General features: G+C 68.5%; 18 protein-coding genes. 1 reads left to right on the top strand and 17 read right to left on the bottom strand.

Going from position 1 to position 17,699, the window contains the following annotated elements; genetic code table 11:
• Positions 1-29: 29 nt before the first annotated feature.
• The 10 genes from E2F48_RS07285 to E2F48_RS07240 form a co-directional block, all read right to left on the bottom strand.
• Positions 30-932, bottom strand: a complete 903-nt coding sequence (locus tag E2F48_RS07285; protein ID WP_246018563.1) for a GNAT family N-acetyltransferase — start codon at positions 930-932, stop codon at positions 30-32.
• A complete protein-coding gene (gene ispG / locus E2F48_RS07280; protein ID WP_133403298.1) occupies positions 886-2,052 on the bottom strand; it encodes a flavodoxin-dependent (E)-4-hydroxy-3-methylbut-2-enyl-diphosphate synthase in 1,167 nt (388 codons plus the stop codon). The genes E2F48_RS07285 and ispG overlap by 47 nt, the downstream gene beginning before the upstream one ends.
• Positions 2,053-2,152: 100 nt before the next feature.
• Positions 2,153-2,443 (bottom strand): YciI family protein, encoded by a 291-nt coding sequence (locus E2F48_RS07275; RefSeq protein WP_120166643.1) that lies wholly within the window; start codon positions 2,441-2,443, stop codon positions 2,153-2,155.
• Between the two features lie 17 nt (positions 2,444-2,460).
• A complete protein-coding gene (locus E2F48_RS07270) occupies positions 2,461-2,925 on the bottom strand; it encodes a hypothetical protein (protein WP_133403297.1) in 465 nt (154 codons plus the stop codon).
• The gene (locus tag E2F48_RS07265) at positions 2,925-3,692 is read right to left on the bottom strand and encodes a MarR family transcriptional regulator (RefSeq protein WP_342772584.1); all 768 of its coding nucleotides are present in this window, start codon (positions 3,690-3,692) and stop codon (positions 2,925-2,927) included. Before E2F48_RS07265 ends, E2F48_RS07270 begins: the two co-directional genes overlap by 1 nt.
• Before the next feature lie 65 nt (positions 3,693-3,757).
• Entirely contained in the window at positions 3,758-5,104 is a 1,347-nt protein-coding gene (locus E2F48_RS07260; RefSeq protein WP_246018562.1) for a M50 family metallopeptidase, read from the bottom strand.
• Positions 5,105-5,172: 68 nt separating this feature from the next.
• Positions 5,173-6,426 carry a 1-deoxy-D-xylulose-5-phosphate reductoisomerase gene (gene dxr, locus E2F48_RS07255; RefSeq protein ID WP_133403295.1) on the bottom strand — a complete coding sequence of 418 codons (1,254 nt, stop codon included), beginning with the start codon at positions 6,424-6,426 and terminating at the stop codon, positions 5,173-5,175.
• Positions 6,427-6,481: 55 nt separating this feature from the next.
• Positions 6,482-7,150: an SDR family oxidoreductase gene (locus E2F48_RS07250; RefSeq protein ID WP_133403294.1), complete on the bottom strand. Its 669-nt coding sequence runs from the start codon at positions 7,148-7,150 to the stop codon at positions 6,482-6,484.
• A 54-nt stretch (positions 7,151-7,204) separates the two neighbouring features.
• Positions 7,205-7,651 (bottom strand): MarR family winged helix-turn-helix transcriptional regulator, encoded by a 447-nt coding sequence (locus E2F48_RS07245; protein WP_133403293.1) that lies wholly within the window; start codon positions 7,649-7,651, stop codon positions 7,205-7,207.
• Positions 7,648-8,028 carry a hypothetical protein gene (locus E2F48_RS07240; RefSeq protein ID WP_133403292.1) on the bottom strand — a complete coding sequence of 127 codons (381 nt, stop codon included), beginning with the start codon at positions 8,026-8,028 and terminating at the stop codon, positions 7,648-7,650. The genes E2F48_RS07245 and E2F48_RS07240 overlap by 4 nt, the downstream gene beginning before the upstream one ends.
• A gap of 181 nt (positions 8,029-8,209) precedes the next feature.
• Between E2F48_RS07240 and E2F48_RS07235 the strand changes: the two genes are divergently transcribed.
• Positions 8,210-9,532, top strand: coding sequence for an HNH endonuclease (locus tag E2F48_RS07235; protein WP_133403291.1), 1,323 nt, complete (start codon positions 8,210-8,212; stop codon positions 9,530-9,532).
• A 254-nt stretch (positions 9,533-9,786) separates the two neighbouring features.
• Here the strand turns inward: E2F48_RS07235 and E2F48_RS07230 are convergent, their stop codons facing one another.
• The 7 genes from E2F48_RS07230 to E2F48_RS07200 are packed head-to-tail and all read right to left on the bottom strand — an operon-like array spanning position 9,787 to position 17,650.
• A complete protein-coding gene (locus tag E2F48_RS07230; protein WP_133403430.1) occupies positions 9,787-10,593 on the bottom strand; it encodes an HpcH/HpaI aldolase/citrate lyase family protein in 807 nt (268 codons plus the stop codon).
• 11 nt (positions 10,594-10,604) lie between these two features.
• Positions 10,605-11,237, bottom strand: a complete 633-nt coding sequence (locus E2F48_RS07225) for a MaoC family dehydratase (RefSeq protein WP_133403290.1) — start codon at positions 11,235-11,237, stop codon at positions 10,605-10,607.
• Complete coding sequence (locus E2F48_RS07220; protein ID WP_133403289.1) at positions 11,230-11,883, bottom strand: CoA transferase subunit B; 654 nt, start codon at positions 11,881-11,883, stop codon at positions 11,230-11,232. Before E2F48_RS07220 ends, E2F48_RS07225 begins: the two co-directional genes overlap by 8 nt.
• Positions 11,884-11,886: 3 nt before the next feature.
• Complete coding sequence (locus E2F48_RS07215; RefSeq protein WP_120166667.1) at positions 11,887-12,669, bottom strand: CoA transferase subunit A; 783 nt, start codon at positions 12,667-12,669, stop codon at positions 11,887-11,889.
• A gap of 30 nt (positions 12,670-12,699) precedes the next feature.
• Positions 12,700-13,872 carry an acyl-CoA dehydrogenase family protein gene (locus E2F48_RS07210; protein WP_133403288.1) on the bottom strand — a complete coding sequence of 391 codons (1,173 nt, stop codon included), beginning with the start codon at positions 13,870-13,872 and terminating at the stop codon, positions 12,700-12,702.
• On the bottom strand, positions 13,869-16,034 hold the full coding sequence (locus tag E2F48_RS07205) for an acetyl/propionyl/methylcrotonyl-CoA carboxylase subunit alpha (protein WP_133403287.1): 2,166 nt from the start codon (positions 16,032-16,034) through the stop codon (positions 13,869-13,871). The genes E2F48_RS07210 and E2F48_RS07205 overlap by 4 nt, the downstream gene beginning before the upstream one ends.
• A gap of 11 nt (positions 16,035-16,045) precedes the next feature.
• On the bottom strand, positions 16,046-17,650 hold the full coding sequence (locus E2F48_RS07200) for a carboxyl transferase domain-containing protein (protein WP_133403286.1): 1,605 nt from the start codon (positions 17,648-17,650) through the stop codon (positions 16,046-16,048).
• Positions 17,651-17,699: the final 49 nt, after the last annotated feature.

Here is a 17,699-nt window from a genome sequence, read left to right as displayed (position 1 = left end):
GGAGTGGCCGGTGCGCAGGAGAGCAGGTGTCAGAGCAGGACGGTGGCGAAGGTTCCGGCCTCGGTGAATCCCACCCGGCGGTAGGAGGCGATGGCGCGGGCGTTGTAGGAGTTGACGTAGAGGCTGACCGTCGGCGCGAGGGCTCGGGCCGCAACGGCCACGGCCGCCATGTATCCGGCGCTCAGGCCCCTGCCGCGGTAGTCCGGATTCATCCATACGCCCTGGACCTGGACGGCCTGTGATGAGACAGTGCCGAGTTCCGCCTTGAAGATCACCGCTCCGTCGTCCGCGAACGCGGCCAGGGAGTGTTTCCTGCGGATGAGCGAGGCGACGCGGCGGCGGTAGTGTTCGGTACCGCCGATGTAGGGCGAGTAGCCGACCTCCTCCTCGAACATCGCGGCGCACGCAGGCAGCAGGACATCCAGCTCGTCGGGCCGGGTGAAGCGTATTCCTTCCGCCGGCTCAACCGCGGGGTCGGTGTCCAGCGTGAGCAGCGGCTGGACCGGGCGCAGATCGAACGGCTCGGAGGAATAGTCCTGAAGGGTTGACCACAGCCCCAGCACGCCGGCGGCCGGTCCGAAGATCGAGGAGAAGCTGCGGCCCGAGCGGCCCAGATGCTCGCCGAACTCGGCGCCGGTCTCTCCGGTCACGCCGACAGGGATGAGGTTCACCCCGGCCCAGCAGGCGCACTCGAGCTCCCCGTTCCGGTACATGCCCACAATGTGGCCGCCCACCGCCGAGCCCGCAGCGCTTCCGGTGCCTTCGAGGTGCGCGGCGAGGAAGACGTTCGCCACCGGGTCGCGGTTTACGAGGGTCCACAGGGCCGCGGTGTCCTGCTGTTCGAGGACACGGAAGGACCACGGCCCGACAGGGTCGGCCGGCGCCTTAGCTAACGGTAACCACGGGGCCACCCGGGACAGCATTTTCGCCATCGGTCTCCCCCATCTCCTCCGCGATCCTCATTGCCTCTTCGATGAGTGTTTCGACGATCTGGTCCTCGGGCACGGTCTTGATCACTTCACCGCGGACGAAGATCTGTCCCTTGCCGTTGCCGGAGGCCACCCCGAGGTCGGCTTCGCGGGCCTCGCCCGGGCCGTTCACCACGCAGCCCATGACGGCGACGCGCAGCGGGACCTCCATGCCCTCGAGCCCTGCCGTGACCTGGTCGGCCAGGGTGTAGACGTCGACCTGGGCGCGGCCGCAGGAGGGGCAGGAGACGATCTCAAGCTTGCGTGGCCGCAGGTTCAGCGACTGCAGGATCTGGTTGCCGACCTTGACCTCCTCCACGGGCGGAGCCGACAGGGACACCCGGATGGTGTCGCCGATCCCCTTGGAAAGGAGTGCGCCGAAGGCGGTGGCCGACTTGATCGTGCCCTGAAAGGCCGGTCCGGCTTCCGTCACGCCGAGGTGGAGCGGCCAGTCGCCGCGTTCGGCGAGCAGTTCGTAGGCGCGCACCATGATCACCGGGTCATTGTGCTTGACCGAGATCTTGAAGTCGTGGAAGTCGTGCTCCTCGAACAGTGAGGCTTCCCACACGGCGGACTCGACGAGGGCCTCCGGGGTCGCCTTGCCGTACTTCTCCATCAGGCGCGGATCGAGCGATCCGGCGTTGACTCCGATGCGGATCGAGGTGCCGGCGGCCTTCGCTGCGGCGGCGATCTCCTTGACCTGGTCGTCGAACTTGCGGATGTTGCCCGGGTTGACGCGGACCGCGGCGCAGCCGGCGTCGATCGCGGCGAAGACGTACTTCGGCTGGAAGTGGATGTCGGCGATCACCGGGATCTGGGACTTCTTGGCGATGATCGGCAGCGCGGCGGCGTCGTCGGCAGAGGGGCAGGCGACGCGCACGATGTCGCAGCCGGTCGCCGTCAGTTCGGCGATCTGCTGCAGGGTCGCGTTGATGTCGGTGGTCGGCGTCGTCGTCATCGACTGGATGCTGATCGGGGAATCCGAGCCCACCCCGACTGAGCCGACCTTGATCTGGCGGGTTTTGCGCCGCGGGGCGAGTACGGGCGGGGGCGCTGCTGGCATTCCTAGGCTGACCGAAGTCAAAACATCCTCCATGTGGCGGCATTAGCCGCGTGGCAGTCCGATTTTCCTGATCCCATTATCCACCCCGGGGCAGACGGTTCTCCTAGTTGAAGGACGAAGCTCACACGTACTTGGCGAAAGCACCGACGACCGGGTTCCACTCCGTGGTCTTCACTGCGGAGATCGCCTGGGCCCGGGTGAAGGGGTCCTCGCTCACCAGCTGGTGCAGGTCATCCTCGGAGTCTGCGGTGAAGACCAGCAGGGCTCCGGTCCCGTCGGCGAACGGCCCGGAGGCCAGGAGCCGGCCCTGCTCGACGAGACGGGCCAGCCACTCCCGGTGGGCCGGGCGGTGCTCGGCCCGAAGGTCGGACTGGTCGGGGCTGTAGACGTACTCGACGGCGAAAACACTCATAAACCCACCCTACGTGATCAGAGCAGGTAGTTCGCCGCGAGGGAGGCCACCCCGGCGGCCCAGAGCATTGAGGTCAGAGTGCCGATGATGAAGCGTTCGGCGGCCGCCGGGGTTTCCTTGAGTTCGGCGTACCGGCCCAGGCCCTTGATCGCCACGACGTAGGCGATGGCGACCGGTTCCCCGGTGAGGATGGCGGTGGCGACGGCGAGCCGTTCGAGCACGCCGATGACGAGTCCGCCGCGCAGGACCCCCGCGGGCAGCTCCGGCGGCGGCGCAGGCGCGGGAGGGGCCCCCTGCTCCCAGGGGTTGGGCCGCGGCGGGGCCGGGAAGGCGAGCTGGGGCTGGTCGGCCGGCTCCGGTCCGGATTCACTGGCGCGCTCCTGGGCGTCGACGGTCCGGGCCAGGCGCAGCACCAGGGTGGTGACGGGCCAGCCGAGCCCTCCCGCGGCAAGCAGGGTCAGGACGATCCAAATCAGTTCCATCAGCGATCCCCCCTGGACGCGCCGGCGGCCGGGCCGCGCCCTGCACTCCCGGCAGGCTCCGGCCGGCCGCCGTCACGGGTGGCCTCCCCGGGCCCACGCACCGTACAGGCCGCGCCGGCGGCATCGGCTGTGTCGGCCGGACAGGCTTTAGCTGCCGTGCCGCCCGGGTCTGCTATCTGACCTGTGTCGGCCCAGCGGAGCAGGAGCGCCGCCGCCGGACGGGCGGCCCATTCCTCGGTCCAGGCCGAGCGCGCCACCGCTTTGCTGACCGACTGCGGTGCGATGCCCAGCTCCCGTGCGGCGGCCGTCTGGCTCCCCCACTTGCCCGGTTCGAGCCGGTCAAGGATGCGCCACTCGGCCCGGCTCCGGTGCATCACGTGGCGTCCGATCAGGGTCAGCACTCCCTCGGCCTCGGCGGCTCCGGGCGGGCCCTCAACGGCCAGCGGGGCACGGTCGCCGGTCTTCTTGGCCCGCTCGACGGCGGCACGCGCCGCCACGAAGGCGCTGCCGCGTCCCTCCCGTGGGCTGGCGGGCAGGGGACGCTCGATGTCGCCGATCCCGAGGCCCACGTACCAGCCCCCCTGGCGCAGGCACAGCAGCGCGGCCTCGACGGCGGCTTCGGCGGAGGCGGGAATGCCCTGCGCCTCGTCGCCTACCGAGCGCTCGAAGGGCGTGACCATGTCGACCCCGTGGAGCAGCTCCAGCAGGTCGGGGACGCGGTCGACGTCGTGCTGACTGCCGGCCTGATCGATGGTGAGTACGAACACGCACCTGAGCCTATAAGGCTGAAATCCCTTTTTCAACCGTATTGGGGTTCAAATGAATTTACACCCTATCCGAAAAGATCGACCGGCTTCACGATGTCCGCGTAGATGAGCAGGATGCCCATGCCCATCAGGAGGACGGCGACCGCGTAGGTCAGGGGCAGCAGCTTGGCCATGTCGAACGGTCCCGGGTCGGGGCGCCGGAAGATCCGGGCGACGGTGCGCCGCAGCCCCTCCCACAGGGCGCCGGCAACGTGCCCGCCGTCGAGCGGGAGCAGGGGGATGAGGTTGAAGACGAAGAGTGCGAGATTGACTCCGCCCACCAGCCCGACGAGGGTCGCTGCCCGTGCCTTGAGGGGGATTTCCTCCATGGCGGAGACCTCGCCGGCGATCCTGCCGACACCCACCACGCTGATCGGGCCCTCCGGGTCCCGGGGTGCGTCCGAGAACGCGGCCTCTCCGACATCGACCACCCGCTGGGGCAGGTTCAGCACGACGCCGGTCACCCGGGCCAGCGAGTCACCCACCGCGGGCAGGACCTCGCTGGCCGGCTGCGGCACCAGCTCCTGCTGGGAGCCGATGCCGATGAAGCCGACCTCTTTGGTGATCGGACTGCCGTCGGCGTCGACCTGGGCCTGGCCGTCCGGCCCTGCCACGGGCCGCTCGGTGAGCAGCGGGGTGATGGACGAGCTGCGCGTCTCCCCGTCGCGGACGTAGCTGATCGGAACGCTGCGGCCCGCGGCCTCACGGATCCACTCGGAGAACTGGTCCCAGCTTTCGACGTCGCGGCCATCAAAGGTGAGGATGCGGTCACCGGGCTGCAGCCCCGCCTCGAACGCGGGGGCGGCCGGGTCGCCGTCGGCGCAGTCCGTCTGGCCGGTCTCGGCCTGCCGGTCGGCCGAAACCACGCACTTGTAGACCTCGGCGACGGTCGTCGTCGCCTGGGCGGTTCCGAATCCCATGATGAGGACGGCGAACAGGACAATGCCGATCAGCAGGTTCATCAGCGGTCCGCCGAGCATGATGATGATGCGCTTGTAAATCGGGAGCTTGTAGAAGACGCGCTTTTCGTCGCCGGGCTGGAGCTGCACGGCGGCGGCCTGGCGCGCGTCATTGGTCAGCTGCTGGAACACGCCGGTGCCGGACTGGCGGGCCCTGCCTTCGTCGTCAGTGGGCCCCGGGGGAAACATTCCGATCATCGAGATGTAGCCGCCGGCGGGGATCGCCTTGATGCCGTACTCCGTCTCGCCCTTGCGGCGGGACCAGAGGGTGGGGCCGAAGCCAACCATGTACTGCGTGACGCGGACCTTGAACAGCTTGGCCGGCACCAGGTGCCCTACCTCGTGGAGCGCGATGGACGCACCGATGCCCACCACAACGAAAAGCACTCCGAGGATGAAGAGCAGAATAGACAAGGCGTTTCCTTCGATTTCGTGTTCCGTCGGGGGCGCATCGGATGCTGGTGCGTCCGGCAGGCGTGTCCCTATCCGGCGGAGGTTTCCTTCATTCCACAACGGGCGCGGGCGGAAGCTCGTGCCCGGCATTCGGCGTCGAGCACCGCCTCAAGGGTGATGCCCCCAGGGTCGGCGCCGCCGGGCGCAACCCCGGTGTCACCGGATTCACTGAGCTCTGCCACCACCGCGGCGACCGTGTCGACGATGTCGGTGAAGCCGATGATGCCCGCGTGGAAGGCCTCGACGGCCTCCTCGTTGGCGGCATTGAACACCGCCATTGACGTACCGCCTGCCGCGGCCGCGGTCTTTGCAAGGCGCACCGCGGGAAACGCTTCCTCGTCGAGCGGCTCGAAGGTCCAGCCAGCGGGGGTGCTCCAGTCACATGCGGCGGCGGAACCCGGCACGCGGTAGGGCCAGCCGATCCCGAGCGCGATCGGAAGGCGCATGTCCGGCGGCGAGGCCTGGGCGATGGTTGAGCCGTCGATGAACTGGACCATCGAGTGGATGACCGACTGGGGATGCACCACGACGTCGATCCGCTCAAGCGGAATGTCGAAGAGCAGGTGCGCCTCGATGACCTCGAGAGCCTTGTTCACCATGGTGGCGGAGTTGGTCGTGACCACCCTGCCCATGGTCCAGGTGGGGTGGGAGAGCGCCTGGGCGGGAGTGACGGCCGTCAGATCTGATCGGGACATGCCGCGGAAGGGGCCGCCCGAAGCGGTGAGCACCAGCCGGTCGACCTCGTCCGGGAGGCCCGAGCGGAGGGCCTGCGCGAGGGCCGAATGCTCGGAGTCGACCGGCACCAGCTGCCCGGGGGCCGCGGCGTCCTTCACGAGCTGCCCCCCGACGATCAGGGATTCCTTGTTGGCCAGCGCGAGCAGGTGCCCTACCCGCAGGGCGGCGAGGGTGGGCGCGAGGCCGATCGACCCGGTGATGCCGTTGAGGACTACTTCTGCCTCGGGCCAGGCGGCCAGGTGCTGGGCCGCGTCGGGTCCGGCGACGATCTCCGGGTGGTAGCCGCGCACTCCCGCGGCGTCAGCGGCCTTGCCGACGGCCTGTTCGAGTTCGCTTTCAGTGCACAGGGCGGCCCCGACCGCCGGGGCGCGGGTTGCCACGGCCTGCTGGGCCAGCATGGCGGGGTTGCGCCCGCCGGCGGCGAGCGCCGCCACGCTGAACCGGTCCGGGGCCTGGGCGATCACCTCAAGCGCCTGGGTGCCGATGGAACCGGTGGATCCCAGGATGACGACCCGGCGGTGGCCGCGCGGAAGCTTGGTGAAGTCCATGGCCCAAGTATCCCGCACGGCACGCCGTCGGCAGAAACAGGCCGGGCGTCCGGCGCTAGGCGAGCGCGCTGACGGCGTCACGCACCGTCTGCTCCCCCGACGTGAGTTCCAGGACCGTAGAACGGCCGATGTTGCCCACCAGGAGTGCGGCGAGGACGGAGGCGACGTCGGCGCGCGGGATGGAGCCGAAGCCGGTCTTGGCGGCGAGCTTCACCCGGCCGGTGCCCGGTTCGTCGGTGAGGCCTCCGGGGCGGATGATCGTCCAGTTCAGCTGCTTTCGGGCCTGCAGGTCCTGTTCGGCGGCAAGCTTGGCCAGCAGGTAGGCGTAGAACACGTCGTCCATGCCCTCGGGCCGGGCGCCGCCGTCGACGGAGTCGGCGCCCATCGAGGAGATCTGGAGGAAGCGTCCCACTCCGGCGATTTCCGCGGCGTCGGCGAGCAGCACCGAGGCTGCGCGGTCGACGCTGTCCTTGCGTTCAACGCCACTGCCGGGCCCTGCTCCGGCGGCGAAGACGACGGCGTCTGCCCCTGTGAGGACATCGGCCACTTCCTGGGCGGTGGCCGACTCGAGGTCGAGAACCACCGGGTCGGCCCCGTCCTGTCGAAGGTCTGCCGCATGGTCGGGGTTGCGGATCAGTCCGGTGACGTAGTGGCCCTGCGCCACCAGCCGGCGGGTCAGTTCGCGGGCGATCTTTCCGTGGGCTCCTGCAATTCCAATTCTCATATGGGGACAACGGTTGTGGCCCCGGGCACATTCCCGCCCGTCATCCCTGCCCGTTTAAGGTTCTTCTTCCAGAGCGAAGGACCGGTGGATCAAGTCCGTCATCGCCTGTTGGAAATCTTGGCGCCTCCGCTCGCTCCAGTCCTCAGTAAGCTCGTCGAAAATGTGCTCCTGCCACTCATGGGCCTGTTCGAGAAGTGTCCGCCCGGTCGAGGTGACCGTTACCTGGCGTTGGCGCCCGTCTGCTTCTGGTGCCTGTATGGCCAGATAGCCGGCCTCTGCAGCCTTCTTGACCAGTCGTGATGCTCCGCTCTGATCGATACCGATTTCGCGGGCGATGGCATTGACCGTTGCCGTGAATCCCCGCTGGACCAGGGAGTGCACAACTTCGGTGACCAGCACGTTCCGGCCCTGCTCGGCGATCGCGTGGTCGCCCGGCGACGACCGTCGGGACCAGTGCCGGACGAACTCGAACAGAACCTGTCCCGGCCCTTGATCCTTCATGCGGTGGCGTCCATTTCGCGGCAGATGGAGGCCAACTCCAGCGCTGACTTTAGATCGGGCAAGCGCAGGGCGGCAGTTACCTTCCCACCGGCTACCCGGAATACCGTAGCCACCCGGGTCGGGGATGCACTTTCAGGCCAGGTGGCATCCTCCTCGACAACCATGAGGTGTTCGCCGACCGGATGCCACGACCGCGGGGTCAGCTTGATCTGCGACCGCTGCACCCACTCCGCGAACTGGTCCGGGGTGATCGACCCCGCACCCTTCGGGCCGAGGACGACGATCGGGTCACCCACCGCCTTCGCCGACCGGGCCAGGGAGCCCTCGTTGACGCTCGCATGCCACTCTTTGATTGCTGATTCCAGTGTTGAATGCATGGCACAACTATATGCGAAACGCATACATGGGTAACCTTTCCCGCCGACCCTCGGCCGTCAGGTGCAGCCGCGATCAGTGGCTATGGGAGCCGGAGGAGCGTCATAGAAACGTTGGGACCGCAGGGCCGGCCGCAGCCCAGCCGCCGCGCGAAATGTCAGTGGCGGGTGGCAGAGTGGGGCCATGGAAGCACCGAAGCAGCCATCCACCACACGGGAAATTCCCGTCCCGGCGGGGCTCAGCGGTGCACTCCAGTTGTTCTCCCCCGAACTGCTCGACGGGCCAGGTCTTGTGGACGCCCTCGGGAAAATCGAGTCCCTGATCAACTGGGCACACGCGGGCCAGGCACGGATTCTGCACCTGCTTGAACAGAACTTCCTCGACGCCGCAGCCGGGGAATCCCTCCCGCAGCCTGCCGCGACCAACGGGAGCGCCAAGGCAGCGCTACGCCGGCTGGACGAAGACCTCGCAACAAGTCTCGCCGCCACCGAGGCCGCCTGTGCGCTGCGTATTCCAGAGCGCACGGCACTCGGGAAGCTGCGGACCGCCCGCCTGCTGAGCGAGGACTTCCCGGCAACCCTCCTGGCCCTGCGCAACGGCCAGCTTAACTACCGCCAGGCGGAGACGATCGTCGACGAAGCACTCCTGCTGCCACCCGAGGCCCGGGCCGGCTTCGAAGAGCACCTGCTCGCCGGTGCTCCTACCCAGACGACGTCCGAACTGGCGCGCAGCAGCCGGCGCGAGCGGGAAAAACATCACCCCGAGACGATCCAGCAGCGTACAAGGAAGGCAGCAGCCGACCGCAGGGTGTCCCTGACGCCGGACCTCGATGGAATGTGCTGGTTCTCCGCCTACCTTCCCGCGGACACGGCGGCGGCCGCCTACAACCGTCTCACCACGCTGGCCAGAGCGGTGCAGGGCCCGGACGAGCCAAGGACACTCACCCAGCTGCGTGCGGACGTCCTCGCCGATCTACTGACGAAAACCGCCCTCCCGACGGGCGGAAGCGACCCATCAGCGCCGGCCGACGTTCTGGTCACCATGGATGTCCAGACTCTCCTCGGAGTCGCCGACCACCCCGCCGAGCTCGAAGGATACGGACCACTCAGCCCGGAAACAGCGAGGGAGCTCGCGGCCCTGTCCGGCAGCTTCCTTCCGCTGCTGACCGCCGAGGGCCGGAACGTGCTGGCCCTGGGCCGGAAGGCCAGGTTGCCATCCACGACGCTGCGGAGGTGGCTCCGGTACCGCGACGTGACCTGCCGTTTCCCCGGGTGCGGCCGCTCGGCGGCGAACTCCGACATCGACCACAGCGTTCCATGGTCGCGGGGCGGGCGGACGGACCATGGAAACCTCGCCCATCTCTGCCGGAAGCATCACCTGTACAAGTCAGAGACCTGCTGGAACCTCCTGGAGAACGACGCGGGCATCCTGACGTGGAAGTCGCCCACGGGCCGCCACTACACGACAGCGCCGCCGGGACAACTGGCCGAGCCGCCGCCGTTCTGACATGGCCGCTCCCCGGCTGGAAGGACCGGAAGGCCCCGGAAGGATGCGGAAGCACGCAGATCAGACGGGGAAGCGCGCATGCCCTCAACGGTGTGATCCCCGCTCTGACCCGAGCCGCTCCCCCGCCGAAAGGCCCCGGAAGGCCCCGGAAGCACGCAGATCAGACGGGGAAGCGCTCATGCCCTGAGCAGCGGGATCCCCGCATGGCGCCCATCTCCATACGCGCGAACGGCGTGGACCCTTCTGCCTTTTCGTCAGTCGCGGACCCGGGAGAGTATCTGCTCGGCGTGCCTCAGGATAGGACCGTCGATCATGCGCCCCTGGTACTGGAACACTCCGCCCCGGCCGGCGGCCTCACGCAGCAGGTCACGGGCGCGTTCGACTTCCTCATCACTCGGCGCGTAGGCCCTGCGCACCGGCTCGGCCTGGCTGGGATGAATGCAGGCCTTCGCGAAGAACCCGGATGCCGCCGCATCCTCTGCCTCGGCCGCGAGCCCGTCAAGATCGGGGATGTCCAAGTAGACGGAGTCGATGGCGGGAATGCCCGCAGCCCCTGCGGCGAGGAGGACCTGCGAGCGGGCGTGGGCGGCCACCCCGCGATAGGCACCGTCCTTTCCGCGGCTCGAGGTGCCCCCGAGCGAGGCGACAAGATCCTCGGCGCCCCACATCAACGCGGTGACATTGGGCTGGATTGCGATGTGCGGTGCCTTGAGGATCCCCGCGGCCGTCTCGCACAGGGCGATCACGTCGTAGGACGGCAGGTGCAGGCCGACGTCGCGGAGGTCACCACCTGATCCAGCCTTGGCCAGCATCACGGTGCGGTAGGAGGTCCGGCGCAGCGCCGCGCAGTCGCGCAGGAAGTCGCCGGTAGGCACCGGATTGATCCGCACGATGGTGCGCTCCGGATCCAGTGCGCTGTCCACGAGCGCCTCCCGTGCCGCCTCCTTGTTCTCCGGTGCGACGGCGTCCTCAAGGTCGAGGATGACGGCGTCGGCCCGTTCGGCGGCCTTCCGGTACCGCTCCGGCCGGTCCGCCGGACAGAACAGCAGCGACGGACCCATCGTGAAGCCGCTCACGAGCCCGCCGCCCCGCGTCCTGCCGGCTTAGACCCCGCCGGCTCAGATCCTGCCGGCTCAGATCCTGCCGGCTCAGATCCTGCCGGCTTAGACCCCGCCGGCTCAGATCCTGCCGGCTCAGATCCTGCCGCCTCATGCCCCGCCTTCGACCACATCAGCACTGAACGCTCCGCGGAAGCGACGACGACGCCGTCCTGGTTCCGGCCGGTGTGCACCATGGTGACGATGCCCTGTCCGGGACGGGAGGACGACTCCCGCACCCCGGTGATCTCCGTCTCGGTGTACAGGGTGTCGCCATGGAAGAGCGGATGGGGAAACCGGATGTCCGTCAGACCGAGCTGCGCCACGATGGTGCCCTGGGTCAGCTGGGTGACCGACTGGCCCACGAGCGTCGCCAGCGTGAGCATCGAGTTGACGAGCCGCTGACCGAAGGGCTGGCTATGGGACCAGGCCGCATCGAGGTGAAGGCCCTGCGTGTTCATGGTGAGGGTCGTGAAGAGCACATTGTCGGCCTCGGTCAGGGTACGGCCCGGACGGTGGGCGTACCTCACCCCAATCTTCAGCTCATCGAAGTACAGCCCGCGCTGCACGATCACCCCGCCCGGCGCCGGCTCCTGCGTCTCACCCATCGATGCGGACCTCAAGCGGAGCGCCGGTTCGAGCGAGTACTTCCTCGACGCTCACACCCGGTGCAGTTTCGCGCAGTACGAGCGTTCCGCCCCCGCGCGTGGCATCGACGTCAATCACCGCGAGGTCGGTGATGATGCGGTCGACGCAGCCCTTGCCCGTCAGCGGCAGCGAGCACCGCTCAACGATCTTGGGGTTCCCGGCACGGTCGACATGCTCCATCATCACGATCAGCCGCTTGGCGCCGAACACGAGGTCCATGGCTCCGCCCATCCCCTTGACCATCTTGCCCGGGATGACCCAGTTCGCCAGGTCGCCGTTGGCCGCGACCTCCATCGCACCAAGCACGGCGAGGTCGACGTGGCCGCCGCGGACCATGCCGAAGGACGCGGCCGAATCGAAGAACGACGCACCGGCATTGACAGTCACGGTCTCCTTGCCGGCGTTGATCAGGTCGGGGTCCAGCTGCTCTTCCGTCGGATACGGTCCCACCCCGAGGATGCCGTTCTCGGAGTGGAGCACCACCTCGACGGACTCCGGGATGTAGTTCGGTATCAGGGTCGGCATCCCGATGCCGAGGTTGACGTACTGGCCGTTTTCGAGCTCTCGAGCCACCCGGGCCGCGAGTTCATTCCGAGTCAATGCCACGTCTCAGGCCTCCTTGGCTGGTGATGGTTCGGTGGCCGACAGCGAGACGGTTCGCTTCTCGATCCGCTTTTCGACGTCGGGCGCATGCACTACCCGCTGCACGAAGATTCCGGGGAGATGGATGTGTTCGGGATCGAGCTCCCCCGGCTCCACAAGTTCCTCAACCTCCGCGATGGTGATCCGCCCGGCCTGGGCGGCCAGTGGATTGAAGTTCGCGGCCGTCGCGTGGAAGACCAGGTTGCCGTGGCGGTCGCCCTTCCAGGCGTGGACCAGGGCGAAGTCGGGGCGCACCGATTCCTCGAGCACGTAATCGACGCCGTCGAAGGTCCGGACCTCCTTGGGTTTGGAGGAGACGAGAACGTTCCCGTCGGCGTCGTACTTCTGCGGCAGCCCGCCCTCGCTCACAAGGGTGCCCACTCCGGCGGTGGTGTAGAACGCCGGGATTCCCGCGCCGCCGGCCCGCAGCTTCTCGGCGAGGGTGCCCTGCGGGGTCAGCTCGACCTCCAGTTCGCCCGAAAGGTACTGGCGGGCGAACTCCTTGTTCTCACCCACGTAGGAGCTGATGGTGCGGCGGATCCGGTGGTCCATCAACAGGACGCCGAGCCCCCACTCGTCCACCCCGCAGTTGTTGCTGATGGTTTCAAGGTTCCCGGTGCCCTGCGCGTGCAGGGCGTCGATCAGGACGGAGGGAATCCCGCACAGGCCGAACCCGCCCACGGCGAGGCTCGCCCCGTCCTGGATGTCGGCGACGGCCTCCGCCGCGCTTGCCACAACTTTGTCGATCACTGCTTCTCCTTCAACTCCATTGCTGGCAGGTTACAGGCCCAACTCGCGCGCGATCAGCATGAGCTGCACCTCGGTCGTGCCCTCGCCGATTTCGAGGATCTTCGAATCCCGGTAGTGCCGGGAGACGGTGAACTCGTTGATGAAACCGTACCCGCCGAAGATCTGGGTTGCGTCCCTTGCGTTATCCATTGCGGCCTCGCCGGCGACCAGCTTGGCGATGGAGGCCTGCGTCTTGAACGGCTTCCCGGCGAGCATGCGCGACGCGGCGTCGTAGTAGGCGAGGCGCGCAGTGTGCGCCCGGGCCTGCATGCGGGCGATCTTGAACTGGATCGACTGGTAGGAGCCGATATTGGTGCCGAAGGCCTGGCGTTCCTTGGCGTACCGCAGCGACTGCTCGACACAGCCCTGCGCCGCCCCGGTGGCGAGCGCGGCGATGGCGATCCGGCCCTCGTCGAGGATCTGCAGGAAGTTCGCGTACCCGCGGCCGCGGGTACCCAGCAGGTTCGCCTCGGGCACGCGGACATCGCGCAGGGTCAGCGGGTGGGTGTCGGAGGCGTTCCAGCCGACCTTGTTGTAGGCCTTCTCGGCGGTGAAACCGGGGGTGTCCGAGGGAACGAGGATCGTCGAGATCTCCTTCTTCACCGTCCCGTTGGGGCCCTCGGAGGTGCCGGTCACCGCGGTGACCGTGACGAGGCTCGTGATGTCGGTGCCGGAGTTGGTGATGAACTCCTTGGTGCCGTTGATGACCCACTCGCGGCCGTTCGGGCCGTCCTCGAGCCGGGCGGTGGTGCGGGTGCCCGAGGCGTCGGAACCGGCCTCGGATTCGGTCAGGCCAAAGCCGCCGAGGGCCTTGCCGGAGGCCAGGGACGGCAGCCAGGTCTGCTTTTGTTCCTCGGTGCCGAACCGGTAAATCGGCATGGCGCCGAGGGAGACACCGGCCTCGAGGGTGATGGCCACCGACTGGTCGACCCGGGCGAGCTGTTCGAGCGCGAGGCAGAGCGCGAAGTAGTCGCCGCCCATTCCGCCGTATTCCTCCGGGAACGGCAGGCCGAACAGGCCCATGTCCGCCATCTGCTTCACCACGTCGTAGGGGAAGCTGTGCTCCTCGTCGTGCTTGGCGGAAACCGGCGCGACAACCTCGTCGGCGAATTCGCGCACTGTGTCGACGAGGTCCTGGTATTCCTCAGACAGTTCAAAGTTCATCGTGCTGATACTTCCTTCGCTGTTGGTTCCTGCGCTGCTGGTTCCTGCGCTGATGTTTGCTGATCTGCAGTTTCCTGATCGGCCGCTTCCTGCCCGGTGGCTTCCCCCGCCGGGCCGGCCTCCTCGACGTGGATGCTCGCGACCACCTGATCTGCCCGCACCAGGTCCCCCGGTTTCAGGGTGAGGTGGACGGTTCCGGCGACGGCGGCCCGGAGCTGGTGCTCCATCTTCATCGCCTCCACGGCCAGGAGCACCTGGCCCTCCTCGACGACCTCACCGTCCTGAACAGACACCGAGACGACGGTGCCCGGCATGGGGCTGCGCACCAGCGGATCGGCGGTTCCGGCAGCACGGGCCACCAGCGCGAGCTGGGCCTGCAGGCGGGCGCTGCGGCTGAGCCGGCGCACCGAGACCGACCAGCCGCCCTCCCCCAGCCAGGACACTCCGTCGGCGTGCACCATCGCCGCACCGGTGCGCACGCCGTCCACCACGGCGCCGCCTGCCGGATCGAGCCGGACGGTCCGGGTCGGCCCGCCATCGACGGCGACCGCGAACGTCCCGTCCGGCCCCGCGGACCCGGCAGGCAGAATCGAGACTTCACGGACGTCGTCGGGGCCCACCTCGAGGCTCAGCCGGCGCGGCCGGGGCAGGCCCAGCCGGAAGCCGTCGCGGCGCTGCCAGGGCGGCAGCTCCGCCGCTGCGGCGGGAGTGCCACCGCCGCCCTGCGCATCGGACGTGAGCATCCCGACGGCGAGGACGGCGAGTTCGGCGTCGGTGACGGTCCGGAAGGCAAGCCCCGGCAGCTTCCGCTCGATCAGCGTGGTGTCGAGCCGCGCGGCCCGGACGTCCTCGTCGCCGATGAGCAGGCGCAGGTACTCGGTGTTGGTGTCGATGCCCAGCACCACTGAGGATGCGAGCGCGGTATCGAGCCGGTCGAGGGCCTCGGCCCGGTCGTCACCCCACGCGATGACCTTGGAGAGCATCGGGTCGTAGGCGGCCGGAATGGCGAGCCCGGGCAGGAGCGAGCTGTCCACCCGGATCCCCTCGCCCGCCGGCTCCTCGAGGCGCAGCACCGTGCCCGAGGAGGGAAGGAAGCCTGCCTCCGGGTTCTCCGCGTAGACCCGCGCCTCGACGGCATGGCCGCTGAGGACGACGTCGTCCTGCCCAAAGGCGAGCGCCTCCCCGCCGGCGACGCGCACCTGCCACTCCACCAGGTCGACGCCGGTGACGAGTTCGGTCACCGGGTGTTCCACCTGCAGGCGGGTGTTCATCTCCATGAAGAAGAACTCGTCCGGCGACGCATCCGAAACGAGGAACTCGACCGTTCCCGCCCCGGTGTAGTTCACGCTGCGCGCGGCGTTGCAGGCGGCCTCGCCGATGCGGGCACGGGTCGCCTCGGTAAGCAGGGCCGACGGCGCCTCCTCGATGACCTTCTGGTGTCGGCGTTGCAGGGAGCACTCGCGCTCCCCCAGGTGGACGACGTTCCCGTGCCGATCAGCGAGCACCTGCACCTCGATGTGGCGCGGCGTGGGGATGAGCCGTTCGAGGAACAGAGTGTCGTCGCCGAACGCGGAGGCGGCAACGCGCCGGGCGGTCAGCAGGACCGCAGGCAACTCCTCCGGCTCGTACACGGCGTGCATGCCTTTTCCGCCGCCACCGGCCGAAGGCTTGATAAGCAGCGGGTATCCGATGCTTCCGGCGGCCTCGATGAGCTGCTCGTCGGTCAGGCCCGGCTCGGCGAGCCCTGGCACGACGGGCACGCCATGGCCTGCCACATGGTTCTTCGAACGAATCTTGTCGCCCATGACGTTCAGGGCGTGCACGTCGGGGCCGATGAAGACGATGCCCGCCTCGGCGAGGGCCCGGGCGAACCCGGCGTTCTCGCTGAGGAACCCGTAGCCCGGGTGGACCGCTTCGGCTCCGGTCCGCAGGCAGGCGGCGAGGAGCGCCTCGGCGTTGAGGTAGCTCTCGGCGGCGGAGGCGGGGCCGATGCGCACGGCGGTGTCGGCCTCCCGGACGTGGCGGGCCCCGGCGTCGGCGTCGCTGTAGACGGCGACGGAGCGGATGCCCAGGGAGCGCAGGGTGCGGATGACCCGGCAGGCGATCTCGCCGCGGTTTGCGACAAGGACTGTCGAAAACGGCGGCCGGTGGGGAGCAGTCATGGGCAGTTCTCTCACATCCGGAACAGGCCGAAGGAGGTCTCCGGCAGCGGGGTGTTGGCGCACACGTCAAGGGCCAGTCCGAGCACGGTGCGGGTGTCGGCGGGGTCGATGATGCCGTCGTCCCACAGTCGGGCGGTCGAATAGTAGGGGCTTCCCTGGGCCTCGTACTGCTCCCGGATCGGGGCGGTGAAGGCGGCCTCCTCCTCGGCGCTCCACGCTTCCCCGCGCGCCTCGAGCTGGTCCCGCTTGACGGTGCTGAGCACCGAGGAAGCCTGGTTGCCGCCCATGACGGAGATGCGGCTCGCCGGCCACATCCAGAGGAAGCGCGGGGAGTAGGCCCGGCCGCACATCGAATAGTTGCCCGCCCCGAAGGAGCCCCCGATCACCACGGTGAGCTTGGGAACCCGGCAGGTAGCCACCGCGGTGACCATCTTCGCCCCGTTCTTGGCGATGCCGCCGGCCTCGGAGTCCCTGCCGACCATGAAGCCGGAGATGTTCTGCAGGAAGATCAGCGGGATGCCGCGCTGGTCGCACAGTTCGATGAAGTGGGCACCCTTGAGCGCCGACTCGCTGAAGAGCACTCCATTGTTGGCGACGATCCCGACCTTGTGGCCGTGCAGGGTGGCGAAGCCGGTGACCAGGGTGGTGCCGTAGTCGCGCTTGAACTCGTGGAACAGGCTTCCGTCGACGAGGCGGGCGATGACCTCACGGACGTCGTAGGAGGCGTTCACGTCCACCGGCACGGCGCCGTAAAGCTCGTCGGGGTCGACGGCGGGCCGCTGCACCGGCACTGTCCCCTCCGCCGGCCGGTGGGCCGGAAGCGTCGAGATGATGTCGCGCACGATCTCAAGGGCGTGGTGGTCGTTCTCCGCGAGGTGGTCGGTGACTCCGGAGACCCGGGAGTGGAGCTCGCCTCCGCCGAGTTCCTCCGCCGTGACGACCTCGCCGATGGCGGCCTTCACCAACGGCGGCCCGCCCAGGAAGATGGTGCCCTGGTTGCGGACGATCACCGTCTCATCGCTCATGGCGGGGACATATGCGCCGCCTGCGGTGCAGGAGCCCATCACCGCGGCGATCTGGGGGATCTTCCGCGCCGACATAGTGGCTTGGTTGTAGAAGATGCGGCCGAAGTGGTCGCGGTCGGGGAACACCTCGTCCTGCTTCGGCAGGTACGCTCCGCCGGAGTCGACGAGGTAGACGCAGGGCAGGTTGTTCTCGAGCGCGATCTCCTGGGCCCGCAGGTGCTTCTTCACCGTGAGCGGGTAGTAGGTGCCGCCCTTGACCGTCGCGTCATTGGAGATGACCAGCACGTGCCGGCTGTGGACCAGGCCGATGCCCGCGATGACGCCGGCGCCCGGCGACTCGTCGTCGTACATGCCGTTGGCCGCCAGCGGTGCGATCTCGAGGAATGGGCTGCCGTCGTCGAGCAGGAAGTCGATGCGCTCGCGCGGCAGGAGCTTGCCGCGGGCCACGTGCCGCTCCCGGGACCGCGGCGGTCCGCCCAGGGCGGTCTCCGCGAGGCGGTTCCGGAGTTCTGCGGCCAGGCGGCGCTGCGCCTCGTCGTTCTCCAAGAATTCCAGCGAGGTGGTGTCCACCTTCGACGTGAGCGTCTCCATCGACTCTTCCCTCAAAACGACTTAAGTTAGTAAGCGCTAACCGAATTTA

The organism is Arthrobacter crusticola (assembly GCF_004357995.1).
GTDB classification, from domain to species: domain Bacteria; phylum Actinomycetota; class Actinomycetes; order Actinomycetales; family Micrococcaceae; genus Arthrobacter_D; species Arthrobacter_D crusticola.
Note: the sequence above shows the minus strand (reverse complement) of the source record. Positions and strands in the feature narration are given on the sequence as shown.